Genomic DNA, 17473 nt, shown 5'->3' with positions numbered 1-17473 from the left:
CTTCCTCCTCCTCATCCTTCGAGTGTGTCGCGCATTCCTTTTGGATCATTGACGATGACGGCGTCAACACCGATCGTTTGCATCTGACGGACATCGTCGATCGTCTTCGGGGTATAGACCCGAACCGTGACGTCTCTTGCGTGAGCGAACGCGACATCCGCCTCCGTCACGCGTCGGTAATCGGGATGAATCCCTGTCGCACCGATCCGGAGGGCTTGTTCTTCCGGATGATAGATCGGATACGGATACAGAATCGCCGTCTCGACGCTCGGGTCAAGCTTGCGAATCAGAGCAACCGAATAATGGTTGAACGAACTGAACAACAACCGATCCGTCGCAATGCCGTGCGCCACGCAACGCTCGAGGACATACGCCTCAATGCCATCATAGCGAATCGTATCCGTCTTCAGCTCGATGTTGAGCCGCAGTGTCGCTGGTGCGAGGATTGCGAGTACTTCGTCAAGCGTCGGAATCTTCGTCTTGATCGCTTCCCCTTTGAAACGTGCTCCGGCATCGAGTGCTTGCAGTTCAGCGACCGTCATGTCGATCACACGCCCTGTCCCGTTCGTCGTCCGGTTGACAGTCTCGTCATGAATGATGACACCAACACCATCCTTTGAGAAATGGACATCGAACTCGACACCATCGACGTCGTCTTCGATCGCAGCGGCGATTGCTTCAAGCGTGTTCTCAGGAAAACGGTCACTGACACCGCGGTGTGCAAACCATAACATCAGAGTGCCTCGACGACACGCGTGTATTTCTTCGTCAAGTAGTTGACGAGGGGTGCGACCGAGATCGATTGACCCGTTGCTGCTTCGATCAGTTCAGCCGGTGTCTTCGATTTCCCGTGACGGTGAATGTTTTCTTTCAGCCAGCTTTTGATCGGTGCGAGTGTACCAGCTGCAATCAGACCATCGACGTTTTCGACGTCACGACGAAGCGCTTCGTTCAATTGTGCTGCATAGACGAGACCAAGCGCGTAACTTGGGAAGTAACCAAACGAGCCTCCTGACCAGTGGACGTCTTGTAAGACCCCTTTATCGTCACTCGGGACATCGACGCCGAGATACTCTTTATAGAGACGGTTCCATTCTTGCGGGAGATCCTTCACTTCGAGTTCTTTCGTCATCAGGCGCTTTTCAAGCTCATACCGAATGATGATATGAAGGGCATATGTCAATTCATCGGCTTCGATCCGAATGAGTGACGGCTTGACTTCGTTGACCGCTGCGTAGAAGCGTTCGAACGGGACATCAGCAAGCGACGGGATTGCTTGTTGTAGACCATGATAACGCGCTGATAAGAAGCCTTGATTACGTCCGATGAAATTCTCGAAGAACAGTGATTGTGATTCGTGGATCCCCATCGAAGCACCTTCACCGAGACCGAGAGAATCGAGTTCCGGTTCGATACCTTGCTCATACGTCGCGTGTCCGGCTTCATGCATCGTGCCGAAGACGGAGTTCCGGTAGTCGTTCTCATCATATTTCGTCGTGATCCGCGCATCCTTCCGGTTGATCGTCGTTTGGAACGGGTGAACCGTCTCATCCAATCGACCGGACGTGAAGTCATAACCGATATCACGGAGCCATTCTTGATTCAAGGCGATCTGTGTCTCGCGGTCCGCTGACCAATCAAGCGTCGGGAAGTCTTTTCCTTCGAGCTGACTGAGCAAACCAATGATTGCTTGACGGAGTTCCGCAAACAATGGATCGAGTGTTGCGACCGTCATCCCTGGCTCATAGTCATGCAACAATGCGTCGTATGGATGCGCGTCATAACCCCAATACTCAACAAACTGGCGTTCCATCGCGACGATTTTCTCGAGATATGGTTCAAACATCGACCAATCATTCGCGTCCTTCGCCTTTTCCCAGACACTCTCTGCCTCAGAGATCAACGTGATGAACGTTTGATACTCGGCTTCTGGAATCTTCGAGTCGCGATCGAATGCTTCTTTTGCTTTCGCGAACGAGATTGCTTCGATGCCCGTCAGCGTCTCTTGCTCCATCGCTGCCAGTAATTGTTGGTACGTTTTCCCTGTCCGGCGACGGAAGCTCTCTGTTGAGAGGAATCCGATTGAAGCGGAACGGTTCGCTGCACCTTGATCCGGCATGTATGTCCGCATATCCCAGTATAGTAATGCGACGGCTTCTTCGTATGCGCGAAGACCATCAAAATGGTCGCGCCATTGTTGTGTCGTTGACATGATTAGAGACCCCCTTGAAGTATGTAACAGTGTAGCATTTTTAGCATATCACAAAATGTTCAAAACTTTCACACACGAATGATTTTTGAAACTTTTCCCGTCAGATGAGCGTATAATGAACATACGATCAAGCAGAGCGAAAGGAAGTGGCAACAGTGAAGACAGACGCTGAGTTAGCCGATTTGATTCAGTTGAAAGAAACGGGACCGGTCTGTACGATCGAACATCTCCCAAAAGAGCTCGACTGGATCGGCACCGGTCGTAGCGCCTATGTATTCCGGGTTCGTGGCACCGACCGCGTCATCAAGAAGTTCTATCCGTCATTTCGTCCTCTCGCTGAGTTAGAAGGCGGCATTTATGAACAACTGACGACGTTTTCGACGTATGCGAGGATGTTCGAATATGGACCCGATTACCTTGTGCTCGAATACATCGAGGGACAAACGTTATTCGAATGCCTCGTCAGCGGGACCTATATTCCAGAATCCGTCTTAACGACAGTCGATGCAGCGCTAGCAGAGGCACGCGCCGTAGGTCTTAATCCATCAGATATTCATCTACGCAATATTTTGTTAACGGCAAATGGAACACGGATCATCGATGTCGCAAGGTTCCGTCAAACCGAACCGTGTACACAATGGGATGATTTGAAGAAAGCCTACCAGTATGTCTATGCAAAACCGTTCTTCCCGAAAAAACTGAGCGAGACGTTCCTCAATACGATCGCTGATGTCTATAAGGGACGCTTGTTCGAATCGATTCGAAAGACCGGTTAATTGAAAACGCGATGCTCCTCCTTGTGAGGAAACATCGCGTTTTTTCGTTGATTATTGGATGCGATGTGAGACAGCATCCGCAAAACGAAACGTATTCTTACCGTCTTTTTTTGCGGCATATAACGCACGGTCTGCCTGTTGAATGATTGTTTTTAGCTTAATGGTTTCATCATCAAACAGCACGATCCCGATGCTGGTCGAGACAGCGTATGGCGTCTGCCATGTTCCAAGTTTCTGAAGGAGCTGCTGCGCAATTCGTTCGTACTCCTTTTTCGTCTTCTGATGGGTGAAACGAATCAAGAACTCGTCTCCCCCGATCCGGACAGTAAACGCGTCTTCATAAGAACGTGTACTATCCTGTAGTCGTTTCGCGACATCGACCAACACTTGGTCGCCGGTCTCATGCCCATACACGTCGTTCACTTGCTTGAATCCGTCGAGATCAAGATAAAACAGTGCACCGGAATGTTGCTGTTCCATTTCCCACTGTCTCGTCAAATAACGTCGGTTATACAATTGTGTTAGCGTGTCCTTCCAAGCAAATTGTTCGAGCTCAAGGTAATACGAAAACAGTTTCGCGATCCGTTGGAGAAGTTGAATGCTCTTCTCTTCGAATTGACTTGCTTCATCATGGACAGCGCACAACGTACCAAAGGTTTGACCATTCGTTAAACTGATTGGAATCCCGAGATAGGACTCGATCTGTAACGCTTTTAATGCGTCCTGCATATCTTCTAAGCGCTCGTCATCGCTAATGGACTCATACCAGATGGGTTCGTTCTGTTCGAAATTGATGTGACGACAAAGTGTCTTTTCCATCTCAAACACTTGTCCTGCTCGAATCTCGATTCGTTGATGATCATTTGAGAGTCGTAAAATCATCTGTTGGTTTTCTTCGATCGTCGTTAAATATAACAATTGATCAGGTAGAATCTCTTTCGCTAATTCCAATACATCATCTGCCAGTTCGTTAAAATTCCGATACAGTGTCATTTCTTGCAACGTATCACACCTCATTCGTTATTCGTTCTTTTTAGATCATAATCGATTGCACAATCCTTATATTTTCCAGTCGTATTGCGAATCATCACCCATACACTCCTTCTTGAATCATACCGACCTTCTGCATGATTCCTCCTGGAGCTTTATCGATATTATGGGCGACTGAAACCTTATAAAGGAGCATTTCTTGAAAACCAAAGACAAGGACTGCAGCTAATCCCTCACTACCATTTCCATTGTTCCACAATCCGTTCTAAACATCGCTTCCGTATCAGCCAGTCGGATTTTTCGTAATCGGAGCCGTTTAGTATGTAATGCCGTACTCCCTTGAAACCGATTCATTTTATTTTAACAGCAATAAGGTATTTGAAATAAAATCATTTTGAATAAACAAGTCGAAAGACGATCATGCTTGCGACAGCTAATAGACGTATATTCGTCTCACAATCAAAGTCAAGTTGCGCCCCGTGTCGTGAACCCGTCGCAATGCAGTCCCCGTTTTGATAAACGCCGATCTTTCTTTTGACTGTTGAGGAACGAATTTGATACTCCTGACCGGCATACGAGACGAGTAAAACTTCTTGTAATCGCAATTGCTGACGAAGTGCCGGATCGGTACGGATTGTACCGACGTCACGTCCATCTTTACGAATCACGAAATGTGTCGTATTGCGAAGCCATTCCGTTCTCGTTTCTTTAATTTGAAGACGGGTTCCTTCTCCGTCGAACGTTACATCGAGGAAAAACGATTCAAACTTCTTGAAGCGCACAAGGATCGCCTGCCACCACGTGGCATAACGTCGTGAGAACGTCAGCCATTGTTCATGCGCGAGAAAAACCGTATTCGTCTTTTGGGTCGCCCGGTCCGCTAAGTGAACGGACACCCCTGCCTCTCGTCCACGATAACGCAAATCACGCCGGATTTGCCACCATTCGACTCCACCGATCAAGAAAGCGACGCCCGTTAAACCAAGTAATCCATACAACTCACGTGGAGCGAGTTCCCCTGTCATCAGGTAACGTCCGATCAAAGCGAAAAAGCATAAAACAATCAATAATAGACTCTGCACCATAAACCTTCCACACCTCCAGCTTTATTTTTCCATAAAACGTCAAAAAAGTCCTCCTTTCACATGGAAAGGAGGACTAAATCAGAGGGTCGCGGCGACTTCTTGTAAATCATCCGCTGTCTCAGCAATCGCTTCTGCAATCTTACGCATGCCTTCGATCGTGCCGGCGACATCCTTCGTATCAGTCGATAGTTCATGAATTTGCCGCGAGACATTGTCGGTCTGTTCCGAAATCCGTGAAAAGGCACGGACGACTTGTTGCATCTCTGTCGTAGTCCGGACGACCGCTGTCTCCGTCGTTCCCATCCGCTCTGAGACGACGAGCATCTTTTGCGTAATCTCTTGGGCGATCCGCGACGTCTCTGTTGCCGACTGTTTACTCTCTTCGGCAAGCTTCCGAATTTCTTGCGCAACGACGGTGAACCCGCGTCCCATCTCCCCGGCACGTGCCGCTTCGATTGAGGCGTTCAAACTGAGTAGATTCGTCTGATCAGAAATCGTCGTCACCATCCCAGCGATTCGTTCGATTTCCTGCGACAGACGGGACAGTTCAGCGACTTGTTCGGTCGTCCGTGATAAATCTGCAACGACATGCTCAAAGCGCCGTGTCTCTTCTTCAACCAGGACGACACCCGCTTCTGCTTCACTGACCGCTTCCGTCAACTGGATCGAAATCGCGTTTGTCGTCGTTGAGACGTGTTTAGCGTGCCGTTCAATCTCTTGGAAGTTCGCTGACGACTCCTCACTCATCGCAGCGAGTTCCTCGGTCGATTTTTGAACGCCATCCCCGACGTGTTGTTTTGCTGTCACGATCGCTTGGCGTTCTTCATCGATTTGATCCTCATACATCGTCATGACGATCTGTTGTTCGAGGTTGAATAGTTTTCCCGCTGCCCGCATGATTCGGACGCGCTCTGCTTCCGGCCAAGCACTGTCGTCAATCTTCTCACTGAGAACATTCCAGACTTTCTGGAAGGCAGCGATGTACCATTTATTGTGCAAACCGATCCGAACATGCCGTTCAGCAATCCGGCGCCGGGCTTCGATGTAGTCCATTGTCACCTGACCATCGAACATTTGTAAGATGTGCCGAGCGAGGGTGCCTTTCAATCGTTCGAGTGTCGAATGTTTTTCAATCAACTGACGGAGAGACGGAACCCGGACTAACTCCTCGTAGAACGCATCGACCATGCTCGGCATCCAACGGGAAACATCCTCGCGGATGACTCGTGCAATTTGTAAATCGATGGCGTGTAGACCGATTAGACGTAATTGTTCATGTAAAGATGCTGGAACATTCAATATGACATGCGTGCCTTCGACTTCAATGAGCGCGTCAAAGGAAGGTGAAGGTGATTTCTTAAACCAATTCATATATTCATCTCCTTGTTTTAAATTCACTTCACCTCTTATATCGTCACCGTTGATTGACCTTTAAAGGGATACGTTAGTCTCTTTCTACATGTCATGGTAATTGCATGTTGGAATATTCCGGATATTTTGAAGTTCATACGATCATTAATCATGTAACTGTAATACTAGGTTTCTCATTGTTACTTCCCGGAAATATAAGAGCTATGCGCGTAAGAAACTTGAGGTGAAGCTTTGCTATTCATGAACATCTCAAACTTGAAAGATTAATTTTGGGAGAGGTAGTGCTGATTATGGAAAAAACAAATAAAGGCTTTTCATCCCATTTCCGAGCGGAAGCGGACGATGCGGGTCGTAACATTTCATGGAGTTCAATTTTTGCCGGTGTGGTATCATTCTTATCTTTATTGATTCTTTTCAGTCTGATCGGATCGGCGATCGGTCTCGGCGTCACGGACGTCACGTCGAATAACCCGTTCGATGGCGTCGGAACAGGCTTGATCATCTGGGCGATTCTGTCATTGCTCATTTCGTTATTCGTTGCCGGATTCGTTTCTGGTGTGACGTCAGCTCGAGCCGGTCTCATTCACGGATTTTTGACTTGGTCGACGAGCGTCATCCTCTTGTTCGCTCTCTTGACGTTTACGACCGTCAATACGTTACAATCGGTCGGTTCATTACTCGGAACAGTCGGTGGAGCTGCCGGTAGCGGCATCGGGTCTGTTGCGTCGACTGCTAAAGACGCTGCGACGAAAGGATTCGACTCCGTTACGAAAAACGTCTCAGATATCGATACGAAGGAACTCGATGGAAACGTCGAAGAAATTCTTAAGGATACAGACATCAAAGAATTACAACCTAATTACCTGCAAGGTCAACTGGATGCTGTCAAAGATGACGTCACGGCTGCCGGTAAAGAGGCTATTACGAAACCAGAAGACTTCGACAAAATCGTTCAGGATCTCGGTGATTCATTGACAGCACGATCTGAGAAAATCGAGAAATCCGTCGATGAAAAGAAAATCGCTGACGCTGTTGCGAAGAACACGGATCTTACAGGCGCCGAGGCAGATAAAGCGACGCAAAACATTGTCGATGGTTTAAACACGGCAACAAAAGAAACAACGCAACAAATCAATAATGCGAAACAAACACTTGACGAGACATCAGCTGACTTGAAGAAAACGGTTCAAGATGTTCGTCAGCAAACGGAACAAGCGACACAAACGGCATCGAAAGTTTCGATCTGGGCGTTCGTCGGTCTCCTTCTGACACTGATCTTCACATCATTCGCTGGGATTGTCGGTTCACGCGTCGCAACACGCGGTCGTGTCATGAATAAATAATGATTCCTTATAAAACTGATTCCGCCATGGCGGAGTCAGTTTTTTTGTGCGGTAGGACACTCTCATTGACTGCCCATGAAATTTCCTGTTACAGTATTACCTAACGACCGTTAGGAAGGTGATTTATCTGAAAGCGCAACAATTGTTACAGACGAGCATCCATCATTTTGCAGCGCATGGTTATGAAGGAGCATCGCTACAAGAGATCGCAACAGAAGTCGGCATCAAAAAACCGTCCATCTACGCGCATTATAAAGGCAAAGACGACCTTTTTCTGCAAGCGACGACATATGCCTTGCAGGAACAAAAGCGTCGTTTCGCTACGTATTTCACAAAAACACGACAGCAACCGCTCGAGCAATCCTTGCACGGCTTCTTCGATTGGTTCATTTTAGAGCAACAGGATGATGTCCTGATGCGATTCATCCTTCGGGCAGCCTATTTTCCACCAGAAAAACTCGAACAAGAGATGACCGATCGCTTCAACCCGTTCTTCGATTCACTGCATGATTTATTGACGCGTCTGTTACGCGAACGTGACCGAACGGAACAGATCCTCTATTCGACGGATTACAAAAGTGCAGCGCTTGCTTATTTGACGGTCGCTGAAGGTACGCTGACAGAACTTGTCTATAACGGCGTCGACGCCTTTCATGCTAGACAGCAAGCCGTATGGCCAATCGTCTGGCGTGGCATGTCGAAAACGATCCCAAACAATTGAGGTGACCTATGCAAAACAATACATTGATTTTAAGTACACTCCTGCTCAACTTATTCATCGCTTTTCTCGGAATCGGACTCGTCATTCCTGTCACACCAACGATCATGAATGAGTTAAGCATTTCCGGGGCGACGGTCGGTTACATGGTATCTGCCTTCGCCTTCGCGCAATTGATTCTGTCCCCGCTTGCAGGACGTGCCGTCGATAAGTACGGACGCAAGCCAATGATCATTATCGGTTTATTCATCTTTAGCATGTCTGAGCTCTTGTTCGGTCTCGGTCAACAGGTCGAAGTCCTGTTCGCGTCGCGGATTCTCGGTGGTGTCAGTGCGGCCTTCATCATGCCAGCTGTCACCGCTTTCATCGCTGACATCACGACGAACGAAACCCGTCCGAAAGCGCTTGGCTATATGTCTGCCGCCATCTCGACCGGTTTCATCATCGGACCCGGGATCGGCGGGTTCCTTGCTGACCTCGGCACGCGGACGCCGTTCTTCTTTGCTGCCGCGTTCGGTCTGACGGCAATGGTGTTATCTATCTTTACGCTCAAGGAACCTAACCGTCATTATGAGGCGACGACCATCAAACAACAGACGGGTTTTCGGAAAGTATTTAGTCCACTCTATTTCATCGCTTTCCTAGTCCTATTGATTTCGTCGTTCGGCCTCGCCTCGTTCGAGTCCTTGTTCGCGCTTTTCGTTGACCGGAAGTTCGGTTTCACGGCGAAAGATATCGCGCTTGCGATCTCCCTTGGTGCGATTGTCGGCGTCATCGTCCAAGTCGGGCTGTTCGATCGTTTGACACGTTGGTTCGGCGAGATTCGCTTGATCCGTTACAGCTTGATCGGTTCGACGTTGCTCGTCGTCTTGATGACGTTCGTGACGAACTATGTCTCGATCATTCTCGTGACGATGGTCGTCTTCGTTGGCTTTGATTTGATGAGACCTGCCGTCACGACCTATCTTTCGAAGATTGCCGGGGATGAACAAGGTTTTGTCGGTGGAATGAACTCGATGTTTACGAGTATCGGGAATATTCTCGGACCGATCGTCGGCGGATTATTGTTTGACGTCAACCTCAACTATCCGTTTTATTTCGCGACGATGATGCTTGCGGTCGGTATTTTACTGACATACTTCTGGCATGCACCACGCACTGAAGTAACTGAAACCGATCGTTTGTCTTCTTAAAAAACAGCCCCGTTCCCATCACTGGAAGCGGGGCTGTCGTTATGTCAGCAATCGTTCGTGTAATTGTTCAGGCGTCGGCACCGTATAGGTCGCTACCGTCTCATTTGGTCGTTCGTTGATCAGACATGTGGCAATACCCGCACGATGTCCCGCTAAGACGTCGAGTTCCCGGTCCCCGATCATGATCGTCTCGTCTAGAGCCATCTGATGCCGATTAATCAAGTACGTGACAGCTTCCGGATCCGGCTTACGGACGAAGCCATGTGCTGCAGTCAGGATGTCTTGAAAATGATGCGTCAATTCGTGTTTTGCAAGCAACGCATGAATGGATGTTCCACGATGGGTGACGATATGATGCGTCGCACCACTTGCCGATAATGTCTCAAGCAATTCATGAATTCCCGGAAACGGACCGGACCGTTCGCGCTCGATCGTCGCCTTTTGTTGTTTGTAGTTCGTAATGAATGCTTCGGACACCGCAAACGCCTCATACATCGTCTTAGCCGAGATCGCTATCAACTCAGCGACACGTTCTCGATCGACCGATTGCCCCTCGCTCTCGAGCATGTCCACGAAAATATCGATCAACACCGGATATGTATCGAACAAGGTGCCGTCAAAATCCCAAATGAAGTGTTTCAACATCTGCCTCTTCCTCTCCCACTTTCTTTACACCAACAAAGACGGCTTGCCCGTCCATCTCAACCTTCCAGTCGTTGTGATTAAGTCCTTCACCGGAGACATGAATTTTTACCTGACCTGATCGTCCTATCTCATGTCCTTGCTCGACAGTGATCATCGTTCCTGAGACGGATGGCTTCATGAATTTTCGGTAGTAGACACCCATCACACCACTCGCCGTTCCTGTTACCGGATCTTCAATGCTGCCTGATCCCGTTGCTGAGAAGTGACGTCCGTGTAAAGTCGCCTGCGCATCATATGTATCGAAACAGATGGGGTGAATCGATGCTTGAGGATAGTCAGCCAAAACGGATGCAAATTGTTGATGATCTGGCATCATCCGTTGAAAATCGACGAGACGGCGAATCGGCAACACAAGCGTCCAATTCCCGGTACTTCCATAAACGATCGGAAATCGTTCATCTAAATGTTTCATTTCTAATCCAATCGATGCTAAGACTGCCTCAACGTCACCATTAAATGGGTGCAGACAAGGTCGCCCTTGTCGTAAACGAAACATGCCATGCGCTAATCGAATCACAGGCAAGATACCTGATTTTGTCTTGATGTGACATGTTGCAGGTACACCAATGTGTGAATCGATCGCCGTCAATGCAGCGATCGTACCATGTCCACACAAGTCCATCTCCCGTTCTGGTGCAAAGAAACGCATTTGATAATCTGCCTGCTCGCAAGAGAGGACGAATGTCGTTTCCGTGAATCCACTCGTTCGAGCAATCCGTTGCATCTCAAGCTCCGACAATCGATCGGCGGATAACACGACTCCGGCTGGATTACCGGTTCCGGGTGTCGTCGTAAATACATCATAGTGCAATATTTCAATCATCTGTCTCCTCCTGTCCAGTTTTCAGATCACGCACCGTGTTGTTATGTATCTTTGATTTCTGACATGCTGATTTCATTTTTATAAAATAAGTCTAACAGAACAGATGAAAAAACAAGGACGAGACGCCCTTGCCTTAGGATGATTGCATTTGCTGCCAGTCGTCTTCTTCATAAATCGACTGGACCCATTCGATCGGTACATAGAGGGACCTTGCAATTGCTTCGTCTGTCTTACCCAGTTTTCGCAACAGATGGACGATTCGAATCCTTCGTTCGAGCTCCCGGTCATCCGGTATCAGTTCAGGCATCATCTTCTCTTCTCCTTTCCACTGAATCGGCGATGGTGTTTTCATGATGATACCCGATTATTATCTGAATATTCCGATTGGTGCGTAGAAGCAAGGATTTTTGATAAAGTTCCGAGAAAGATAACAGACAGGAATTCGATTCATTTTGACGAATGACTAGAAGGTAGACGCACCGATCACGAAGTCGTGCATCAAAAAACAGATGAGGAGCATCTATATGATTAAATCCAAAAAACGGTTTCAGCTCTCGATTGGTTTGCTATTGATTGGTGTTTTTAGCGGGATCCTTTTTCAAACACTGGGCTACTTTCCGCACGCGACAGCGTATCTATTGAGTATTCCGATCGCTTCCCATGACACGGAATTTCTTTTAGGATGGATTGTTACCGGTGTCACGATCGCAGGGCTTGTTTTGCTTCCCTTGTCCTTACGACGACATCACGTCATTACGACGTTCGTATGTCTCGTAGCCATCATTGTAACGCCGCACATCATGTAATGTTTGCAAATGGCTCGCTTCATTCCCATTGCAATATAAACCAATTTGAATGTATCGCTTACGACTTAGCCAATGGATCGTCTTGATTCATTGGCTTTTTCTCATCCAAAAAGTAAAGTTCGCTTTACAAAATGTAAAACAGACTTTACAATATAAACAACTGGAAAGGAGGTCGCTGGATGAAGCTGACGAATCAAGTCCGGATTTACCGCCAACAACAGAAGTGGACGCAGGAACAGTTCGCTGAACGGATCGGCGTGACACGCCAGACCGTCATCTCGCTTGAAAAAGGCAGCTATACGCCATCCTTACTACTCGCAATGCAAATTGCTCGCGTCTTCGATCGACCAGTAGAGGAATTATTTCAATTAGAGGAGGAGTCTTGATGAACCGCGTCATAACCCAATCTGTCTTAAATTGTTGTCTCTATTTTTTAGCTGCGTCTCTCATAAGTGCGATTCATGACAAACTTCAATTATTTCAAGATGATCCTGTATCCGGTACCGGTCTGTCGTTTGAGCTCGATCTCAGCATCATGCTACCACTGATCATCATCGCTATTGTCGTCTCATGCATTGGCTATTTCTCACGAACGGATCGCTCCCGGTCATTTTCAAAATGGTCGACGTCAACAGCAGAATTCTCTGACTCGGACGAACGAGAAGCCCTCATCACTGGTAAGGCGACCCGCGCAGCGTACGTTGCTTTTTTGATCAGTCTTCCTATCCTGATGATTGCCTTTTTATTTGAACAGCCACTACTTGAACGGTATCCTTCGTTTCCGTTTTATGCGATCGCGCTCGTCCTATCGGTTGGAACCCTTACCTATATGACCGCTTGGATCGTCCACGTTCGCCGTTAACATCGTTTGACGAAGGACTATTGAGTTTGCGCCTGCTCCGGATGGTCCGTCAGTTGACCCTATTCGTGATACACCGTTTCCCTAGCATATACATGTGACCGATTACAATCCGACAACAATACCACAATGCTGGCATATTCTATCTAGATGGGAGGCTAATATATGCAGACGACGCACCACTCATTTAATACGCAACGTTACCACATTCGTCCGGCTCGTCTTAGTGATGCTGAAGCACTTGCTGCACTACGTCAAGCACTTGACGCGGAAACGGAGTACTTCGACCGGATGCCTGGTGAGGACGTGATGACGGCGACCGATTTCGTTGATCAGTTACACAATTCATCGGTTCCGGATCAAATCCTCGTCGTTGAACGGGAGGAACAACTCATTGCTTACGCCAGGTGTCGTGGATTTGCATTAAAGCGCTTTGCCCATAAAGCATCGTTCGGCTTAGGGGTCCTGCGTTCGGATTGGGGACAAGGAATCGGCACCCAATTGACGATCCGGATGATCGCTTGGGCGAAGACGCAGTCGCTTCTGAAAATCCAACTCGAAGTCGTCGAGACGAATCACGGGGCGATCCGACTCTACCAACGTCACAGTTTCCTAGAAGAAGGACGACTACGCCACGATCGGTTGCTGTCGGACGGCTGTTATTATGATACTGTCCTGATGGGCTTAGCGTTATGAGTTTCTCATTATCGATCGCGACGTATAACATTTGGCATCATCCATACAAGCGTCAGGAACGGTTTGCGGCATTGTGTGCGGAAATCAATCAGCATCAACCGGATGTTCTTCTTCTGCAGGAAGTGATGTCGACGTTTCATCCGGATGAACCGTTCGTCTCAATCGCCGAACATCTCGCAGAGGCGACCGGTTATCCTTATTGGATGATGGATCCTTATATGGATTCACCGGATGAAGGACTTGCCATTTTAACGAAACTGCCGTTTGAGCGAACGGATTCGAGTGCCGCCGCGACAGCAAACATCAATCATCACTGTGCGATTCGGATTCCGTTTTCGATTAAAGGTGTTCGTTTTGCCGTGACGAACATTCATTTCAACTGGCGTGCTTCAGACATTCGACTCGATCAACTTCGATTCGTCAACGAATGGATTGCCTCACAGACGGATGACGCGACGGTCGAGTTCCTTGGTGGTGACTTTAATGATTGTCCAAATTCTTCTCTGCATCAAGCAACGCTTAAGGAGTGGGTCGATCTCGCTGACAGTTTTGCCATGCGGACCGGTCAACTTGCTCCTGTGACTCTTGATCCTATGACGAATTCGTATGCTAAAAAGAATGACGGAATCACGACACCTGCCCGGTACGATTGGTTGCTGTGTCAACGATCACCGGCACCAGTAACCTTACAACGCGTTCAATTGATCGGACATGAACGACTGCCCCATCACGTCATACCAAGTGATCATTATGGGGTCCTCGCTCATATGACGATTCACTAAAACGACGAGGCTGACTCAAAAAAGAATGACGCGTCTTTTTACGCCCTTTCCTCAGGCGAGACACAAGCCAGTTTTCTTGCTTCATTCAAGCAGGAAAGCGGGTCTTGTTTGTCTCTGACAGCGCATAATACGCTTTTTCCTGTAGGAGTGGCGTGTGACGCGTCATTTTTTTACGAGATAAGGGTGGCAGATCATCATTCTGCCACCCTTATCTTTAGAGGACGACATGTGAGTCAGCCCCGTCGTTTATTTTTTGTATTCTTTTTCTGTTCCGTCCGAGAAGTCGATCTCCACCTCGAGGCGGGACGCATCTTGAATCGCAAATACACGCTCCACTTCCGCGATGACATCTTTCTCAGATGTATCCGCATCTACTTTTAAGTTCTTGAACTTCGCGTCGAGTTCCGTCATCGCCGCGTCCCCGCGTTTGTTTTCATCTTTATACTGGTATTCGGCTTCCGTGCCGTCATTCTCTCGGTCATAGCTGATGTCGATTGCGTCCATATCCCCGTTGACGTCCGCTTCAATCGATAAACTGGTGAATCCATAATCCGTATCTGCATTTTTCGTGACCGCATCCTTATCTTTCATCGTATTGTCGGTCGTATTCGAGTTTGTAGATCCGTCCTCGACCTTGTCCGACGCCGTTTCGTCGTTCCCGCATCCTGCTACCATTAGACTCATCGCAAATAAGGTCGCAACACCGTATCCTGTAACATATCCTCTCTTCATTCCATCACATTCCCTTCTGCTGGAATCGGGTGCGCTTTCAATAGCCGAGCAAGATGCAAAAGATTGGCAGCTAAAAACTGGGCATGCCGTTTCGTGAAGTCATTGTCACGTCCGGCTTCGATGTAAGACGGTCCAGGTCCCGCTTCACCGACCCAGTACGCATCGACATTGGGGGGAATCGTGAATCCGATGTGCGACAGACCGTATAAAATCGACGCGGACGCGTGTTTCGCCCCATCCTCGTTGCCGGTGACGATGACACCACCGACCTTGTTATAATAGATGGCTTGTCCAACGTCGTTCGTCAAGCCACTTCCCCCGTATAACCGTTCGATGACTTGTGTCGCGACACTACTTTTTTCACCGAGCCACAGCGGCGTCCCGATGACGACGATATCTGCCTGTTTGACTTTGTCGAAGAGTGCCGGCCATTCGTCGCCGTTCCCTTCATCTTCCGTCACACCGAATGCGACTTGATGATCGACGACTCGAACAATTTCTGAATCGACGTCCTCATGCTCCCAGTACGAAATCACGTCGCGAATCAACGCTTCCGTGTTCGATGGTTCTTGTGATGCTTTTAAAGTACAGTTCAAAAATAAAGCGCGTACCATCCGTTCATCCTCCCCTTTTGAATTGACATGTTCCTCGTCCTTAATCCTTTCCTGATTCTAATCCGAAGTAAACAAAAAAAGCCTCCGCTTTCGCGAAGACTTTCCTTGTCAGAGACATGACTTGATGTGTTGATAGTTTTGATTGCCACCGGATAAGTTACAGACGTCCCTGAACCCGAGATTCTTCAAGACGTTCTGTGCCGCGTTTCCTGTGACACCTTTATTGCAGTAAACGATCGTCGGTACCGTCGGATCAAGTTCCTTCGCCCGCTCACGTAACTCACCGAGCGGAATATGGATTGCCCCGTCGACATGACTCTTCTCGAACTGAGCGCGTGAGCGCGTATCGATGATTTGGAAGACCTGACCCTTAGCGACCTCTTCCATCAAAGCATTCGGTGTTTTCAAGCGTGCGTTTTGTTTGATTGCGTTATCGAGGGCCATCCCGGTGTAAAGAACGGGGTCCTTCGTCGTCGAGAATGGCGGCGCATAGGCTAGATCAAGATGGAATAAGTCTTCCGCTTTTGCCTTGAAGCTGATTGCGGTCGCAAGGACATCAATCCGTTTATCGACCCCTTGCGGACCAACGATTTGGGCACCGAGGACACGACCATCGTTCCGATCTGCAATCGCCTTGATGACCATTTCTTTCCCGCCGAGATATTCCGGGCGATCCGGCTTGATGTTGTGTAACACTTCGATATCATACCCGGCGTCGTGGGCTTCTTTTTCAGTCAATCCGGTCTGGGCGACCGTCAAATCGAATGCTTTAAAAATTCCCGTTCCAAGGATTCCCCGGTGTTCAATCGCTTCACCAGTGATGACCATCCCAGCAATCCGCCCCATCTTGTTCGCTGTCGAACCAAGCGGGCGGTAAAGGGGTTGACCGGTGATGACGGAAAAGCTCTCGGCGACATCGCCGACCGCATAAACGCCTTCGATGTTCGTCTGCATCTGTCGATTGACGGCGATCGCACCCGTCTGCCCAATCGTCACACCGATCTCTTGTGCGAGTTGCGTGTTTGGTTTGACACCGACTGACAGGATGACGAGATCCGTCTCGATCGTCTCGCCACTTGCAAGAACGACTGCACGAGCCGTTTTCTCCCCTTCGAACGAAGCGACGGACTCACCGAGTCGCAAGATGACGCCCTTCGCTTCAAGATGGTCACTAACGCGTTTTGCCATATCAACGTCTAGCGGTGGCATGACTTGCGTCAACCGTTCTACGAGTGTCACTTCGATTCCGCGATATGTCAACTGTTCCGCCATCTCGAGTCCGATGAATCCACCGCCGACGATGATAGCACGTTTTGGAGCTTGCGCGTCGACGTACCGACGAATCGCATCTGCATTACGGATGTTACGGACCGGGAAGACGTTTTCGAGATCGACGCCCGGTAGCGGCGGAATGATGCTAGAGGCACCAGTCGCGAAAACGAGCGTATCGTACGTATCCGTGAATGTCTCACCCGAATCCAGATGACGGATCGTCGCTGTCTTCGTCTCGTGATCAATCGCTTCGACGTTATGACGCGTCTTAACGTCGATGTTGTAACGTTTCTTGAAGAACGCTGCGTCGCGTGGCGTCAATTCATCGAGCTCAGCGACTTCACCGCCGACGAAATAGGGAATCCCACAACCGGAATAGGAAATGTCCTCGTCCCGGTCGTAGATCGTGATCTCTAAGTCTTCGCTATTACGGCGTGCCTTCGCCCCAACTGATGTGCCGGCAGCGACCGAGCCGATGATAAGTAGTTTCGCCATA

General features: G+C 48.7%; 20 protein-coding genes. 9 read left to right on the top strand and 11 right to left on the bottom strand.

Annotation, left to right across the window (positions count from 1 at the left end; genetic code table 11):
* Positions 1-11: 11 nt before the first annotated feature.
* The gene (locus B3S86_RS06000; protein ID WP_290750311.1) at positions 12-734 is read right to left on the bottom strand and encodes a glycerophosphodiester phosphodiesterase; all 723 of its coding nucleotides are present in this window, start codon (positions 732-734) and stop codon (positions 12-14) included.
* Positions 734-2212, bottom strand: coding sequence for a carboxypeptidase M32 (locus tag B3S86_RS05995; protein ID WP_290750307.1), 1479 nt, complete (start codon positions 2210-2212; stop codon positions 734-736). Before B3S86_RS05995 ends, B3S86_RS06000 begins: the two co-directional genes overlap by 1 nt.
* A 155-nt stretch (positions 2213-2367) precedes the next feature.
* On the opposite strand from B3S86_RS05995, the gene B3S86_RS05990 reads away from it, so the two are divergent.
* Positions 2368-2988 (top strand): hypothetical protein, encoded by a 621-nt coding sequence (locus tag B3S86_RS05990; protein WP_056061341.1) that lies wholly within the window; start codon positions 2368-2370, stop codon positions 2986-2988.
* Between the two features lie 51 nt (positions 2989-3039).
* On the opposite strand, the gene B3S86_RS05985 is transcribed toward B3S86_RS05990, so the two are convergent.
* From B3S86_RS05985 to B3S86_RS05975, 3 genes are all read right to left on the bottom strand, one after another.
* Positions 3040-3981 carry a sensor domain-containing diguanylate cyclase gene (locus B3S86_RS05985; RefSeq protein ID WP_290753218.1) on the bottom strand — a complete coding sequence of 314 codons (942 nt, stop codon included), beginning with the start codon at positions 3979-3981 and terminating at the stop codon, positions 3040-3042.
* A gap of 386 nt (positions 3982-4367) precedes the next feature.
* Positions 4368-5063: a hypothetical protein gene (locus B3S86_RS05980; RefSeq protein ID WP_290750303.1), complete on the bottom strand. Its 696-nt coding sequence runs from the start codon at positions 5061-5063 to the stop codon at positions 4368-4370.
* Positions 5064-5141: 78 nt separating this feature from the next.
* Entirely contained in the window at positions 5142-6434 is a 1293-nt protein-coding gene (locus B3S86_RS05975; RefSeq protein ID WP_290750299.1) for a globin-coupled sensor protein, read from the bottom strand.
* 290 nt (positions 6435-6724) lie between these two features.
* On the opposite strand from B3S86_RS05975, the gene B3S86_RS05970 reads away from it, so the two are divergent.
* The 3 genes from B3S86_RS05970 to B3S86_RS05960 all read left to right on the top strand — a co-directional run bounded on the left by B3S86_RS05970 (position 6725) and on the right by B3S86_RS05960 (position 9688).
* Positions 6725-7777: a hypothetical protein gene (locus tag B3S86_RS05970; RefSeq protein WP_290750296.1), complete on the top strand. Its 1053-nt coding sequence runs from the start codon at positions 6725-6727 to the stop codon at positions 7775-7777.
* Between the two features lie 118 nt (positions 7778-7895).
* Positions 7896-8498, top strand: a complete 603-nt coding sequence (locus tag B3S86_RS05965) for a TetR/AcrR family transcriptional regulator (RefSeq protein ID WP_290750293.1) — start codon at positions 7896-7898, stop codon at positions 8496-8498.
* 8 nt (positions 8499-8506) lie between these two features.
* Entirely contained in the window at positions 8507-9688 is a 1182-nt protein-coding gene (locus B3S86_RS05960; protein WP_290750289.1) for an MFS transporter, read from the top strand.
* Positions 9689-9727: 39 nt separating this feature from the next.
* Here the strand turns inward: B3S86_RS05960 and B3S86_RS05955 are convergent, their stop codons facing one another.
* The 3 genes from B3S86_RS05955 to B3S86_RS05945 all read right to left on the bottom strand — a co-directional run bounded on the left by B3S86_RS05955 (position 9728) and on the right by B3S86_RS05945 (position 11568).
* Positions 9728-10333 carry an HAD-IA family hydrolase gene (locus B3S86_RS05955; RefSeq protein ID WP_290750285.1) on the bottom strand — a complete coding sequence of 202 codons (606 nt, stop codon included), beginning with the start codon at positions 10331-10333 and terminating at the stop codon, positions 9728-9730.
* Positions 10305-11216: a PhzF family phenazine biosynthesis protein gene (locus tag B3S86_RS05950; protein ID WP_290750282.1), complete on the bottom strand. Its 912-nt coding sequence runs from the start codon at positions 11214-11216 to the stop codon at positions 10305-10307. The genes B3S86_RS05955 and B3S86_RS05950 overlap by 29 nt, the downstream gene beginning before the upstream one ends.
* A 133-nt stretch (positions 11217-11349) precedes the next feature.
* The gene (locus tag B3S86_RS05945) at positions 11350-11568 is read right to left on the bottom strand and encodes a hypothetical protein (protein WP_155960153.1); all 219 of its coding nucleotides are present in this window, start codon (positions 11566-11568) and stop codon (positions 11350-11352) included.
* 172 nt (positions 11569-11740) lie between these two features.
* On the opposite strand from B3S86_RS05945, the gene B3S86_RS05940 reads away from it, so the two are divergent.
* The 5 genes from B3S86_RS05940 (at position 11741) to B3S86_RS05920 (ending at position 14359) form a co-directional block, all read left to right on the top strand.
* Complete coding sequence (locus B3S86_RS05940) at positions 11741-12022, top strand: hypothetical protein (RefSeq protein ID WP_290750277.1); 282 nt, start codon at positions 11741-11743, stop codon at positions 12020-12022.
* 179 nt (positions 12023-12201) lie between these two features.
* Positions 12202-12408, top strand: a complete 207-nt coding sequence (locus B3S86_RS05935; protein ID WP_035408056.1) for a helix-turn-helix transcriptional regulator — start codon at positions 12202-12204, stop codon at positions 12406-12408.
* Entirely contained in the window at positions 12408-12884 is a 477-nt protein-coding gene (locus tag B3S86_RS05930; RefSeq protein ID WP_290750273.1) for a hypothetical protein, read from the top strand. The genes B3S86_RS05935 and B3S86_RS05930 overlap by 1 nt, the downstream gene beginning before the upstream one ends.
* A gap of 162 nt (positions 12885-13046) precedes the next feature.
* Positions 13047-13577 (top strand): GNAT family N-acetyltransferase, encoded by a 531-nt coding sequence (locus tag B3S86_RS05925; protein WP_290750270.1) that lies wholly within the window; start codon positions 13047-13049, stop codon positions 13575-13577.
* The gene (locus B3S86_RS05920; protein ID WP_290750267.1) at positions 13574-14359 is read left to right on the top strand and encodes an endonuclease/exonuclease/phosphatase family protein; all 786 of its coding nucleotides are present in this window, start codon (positions 13574-13576) and stop codon (positions 14357-14359) included. The genes B3S86_RS05925 and B3S86_RS05920 overlap by 4 nt, the downstream gene beginning before the upstream one ends.
* A 246-nt stretch (positions 14360-14605) precedes the next feature.
* Here the strand turns inward: B3S86_RS05920 and B3S86_RS05915 are convergent, their stop codons facing one another.
* The 3 genes from B3S86_RS05915 to B3S86_RS05905 form a co-directional block, all read right to left on the bottom strand.
* The gene (locus B3S86_RS05915) at positions 14606-15091 is read right to left on the bottom strand and encodes a YusW family protein (protein ID WP_290750264.1); all 486 of its coding nucleotides are present in this window, start codon (positions 15089-15091) and stop codon (positions 14606-14608) included.
* The gene (locus B3S86_RS05910; protein ID WP_056061306.1) at positions 15088-15705 is read right to left on the bottom strand and encodes a flavodoxin family protein; all 618 of its coding nucleotides are present in this window, start codon (positions 15703-15705) and stop codon (positions 15088-15090) included. Before B3S86_RS05910 ends, B3S86_RS05915 begins: the two co-directional genes overlap by 4 nt.
* Positions 15706-15813: 108 nt before the next feature.
* Entirely contained in the window at positions 15814-17472 is a 1659-nt protein-coding gene (locus B3S86_RS05905; protein ID WP_290750262.1) for an FAD-dependent oxidoreductase, read from the bottom strand.
* Position 17473 lies beyond the last annotated feature (1 nt).

Source organism: Exiguobacterium sp. UBA3968 (assembly GCF_002385115.1).
Taxonomy (GTDB): Bacteria; Bacillota; Bacilli; order Exiguobacteriales; family Exiguobacteriaceae; genus Exiguobacterium_A.
Note: the sequence above shows the minus strand (reverse complement) of the source record. Positions and strands in the feature narration are given on the sequence as shown.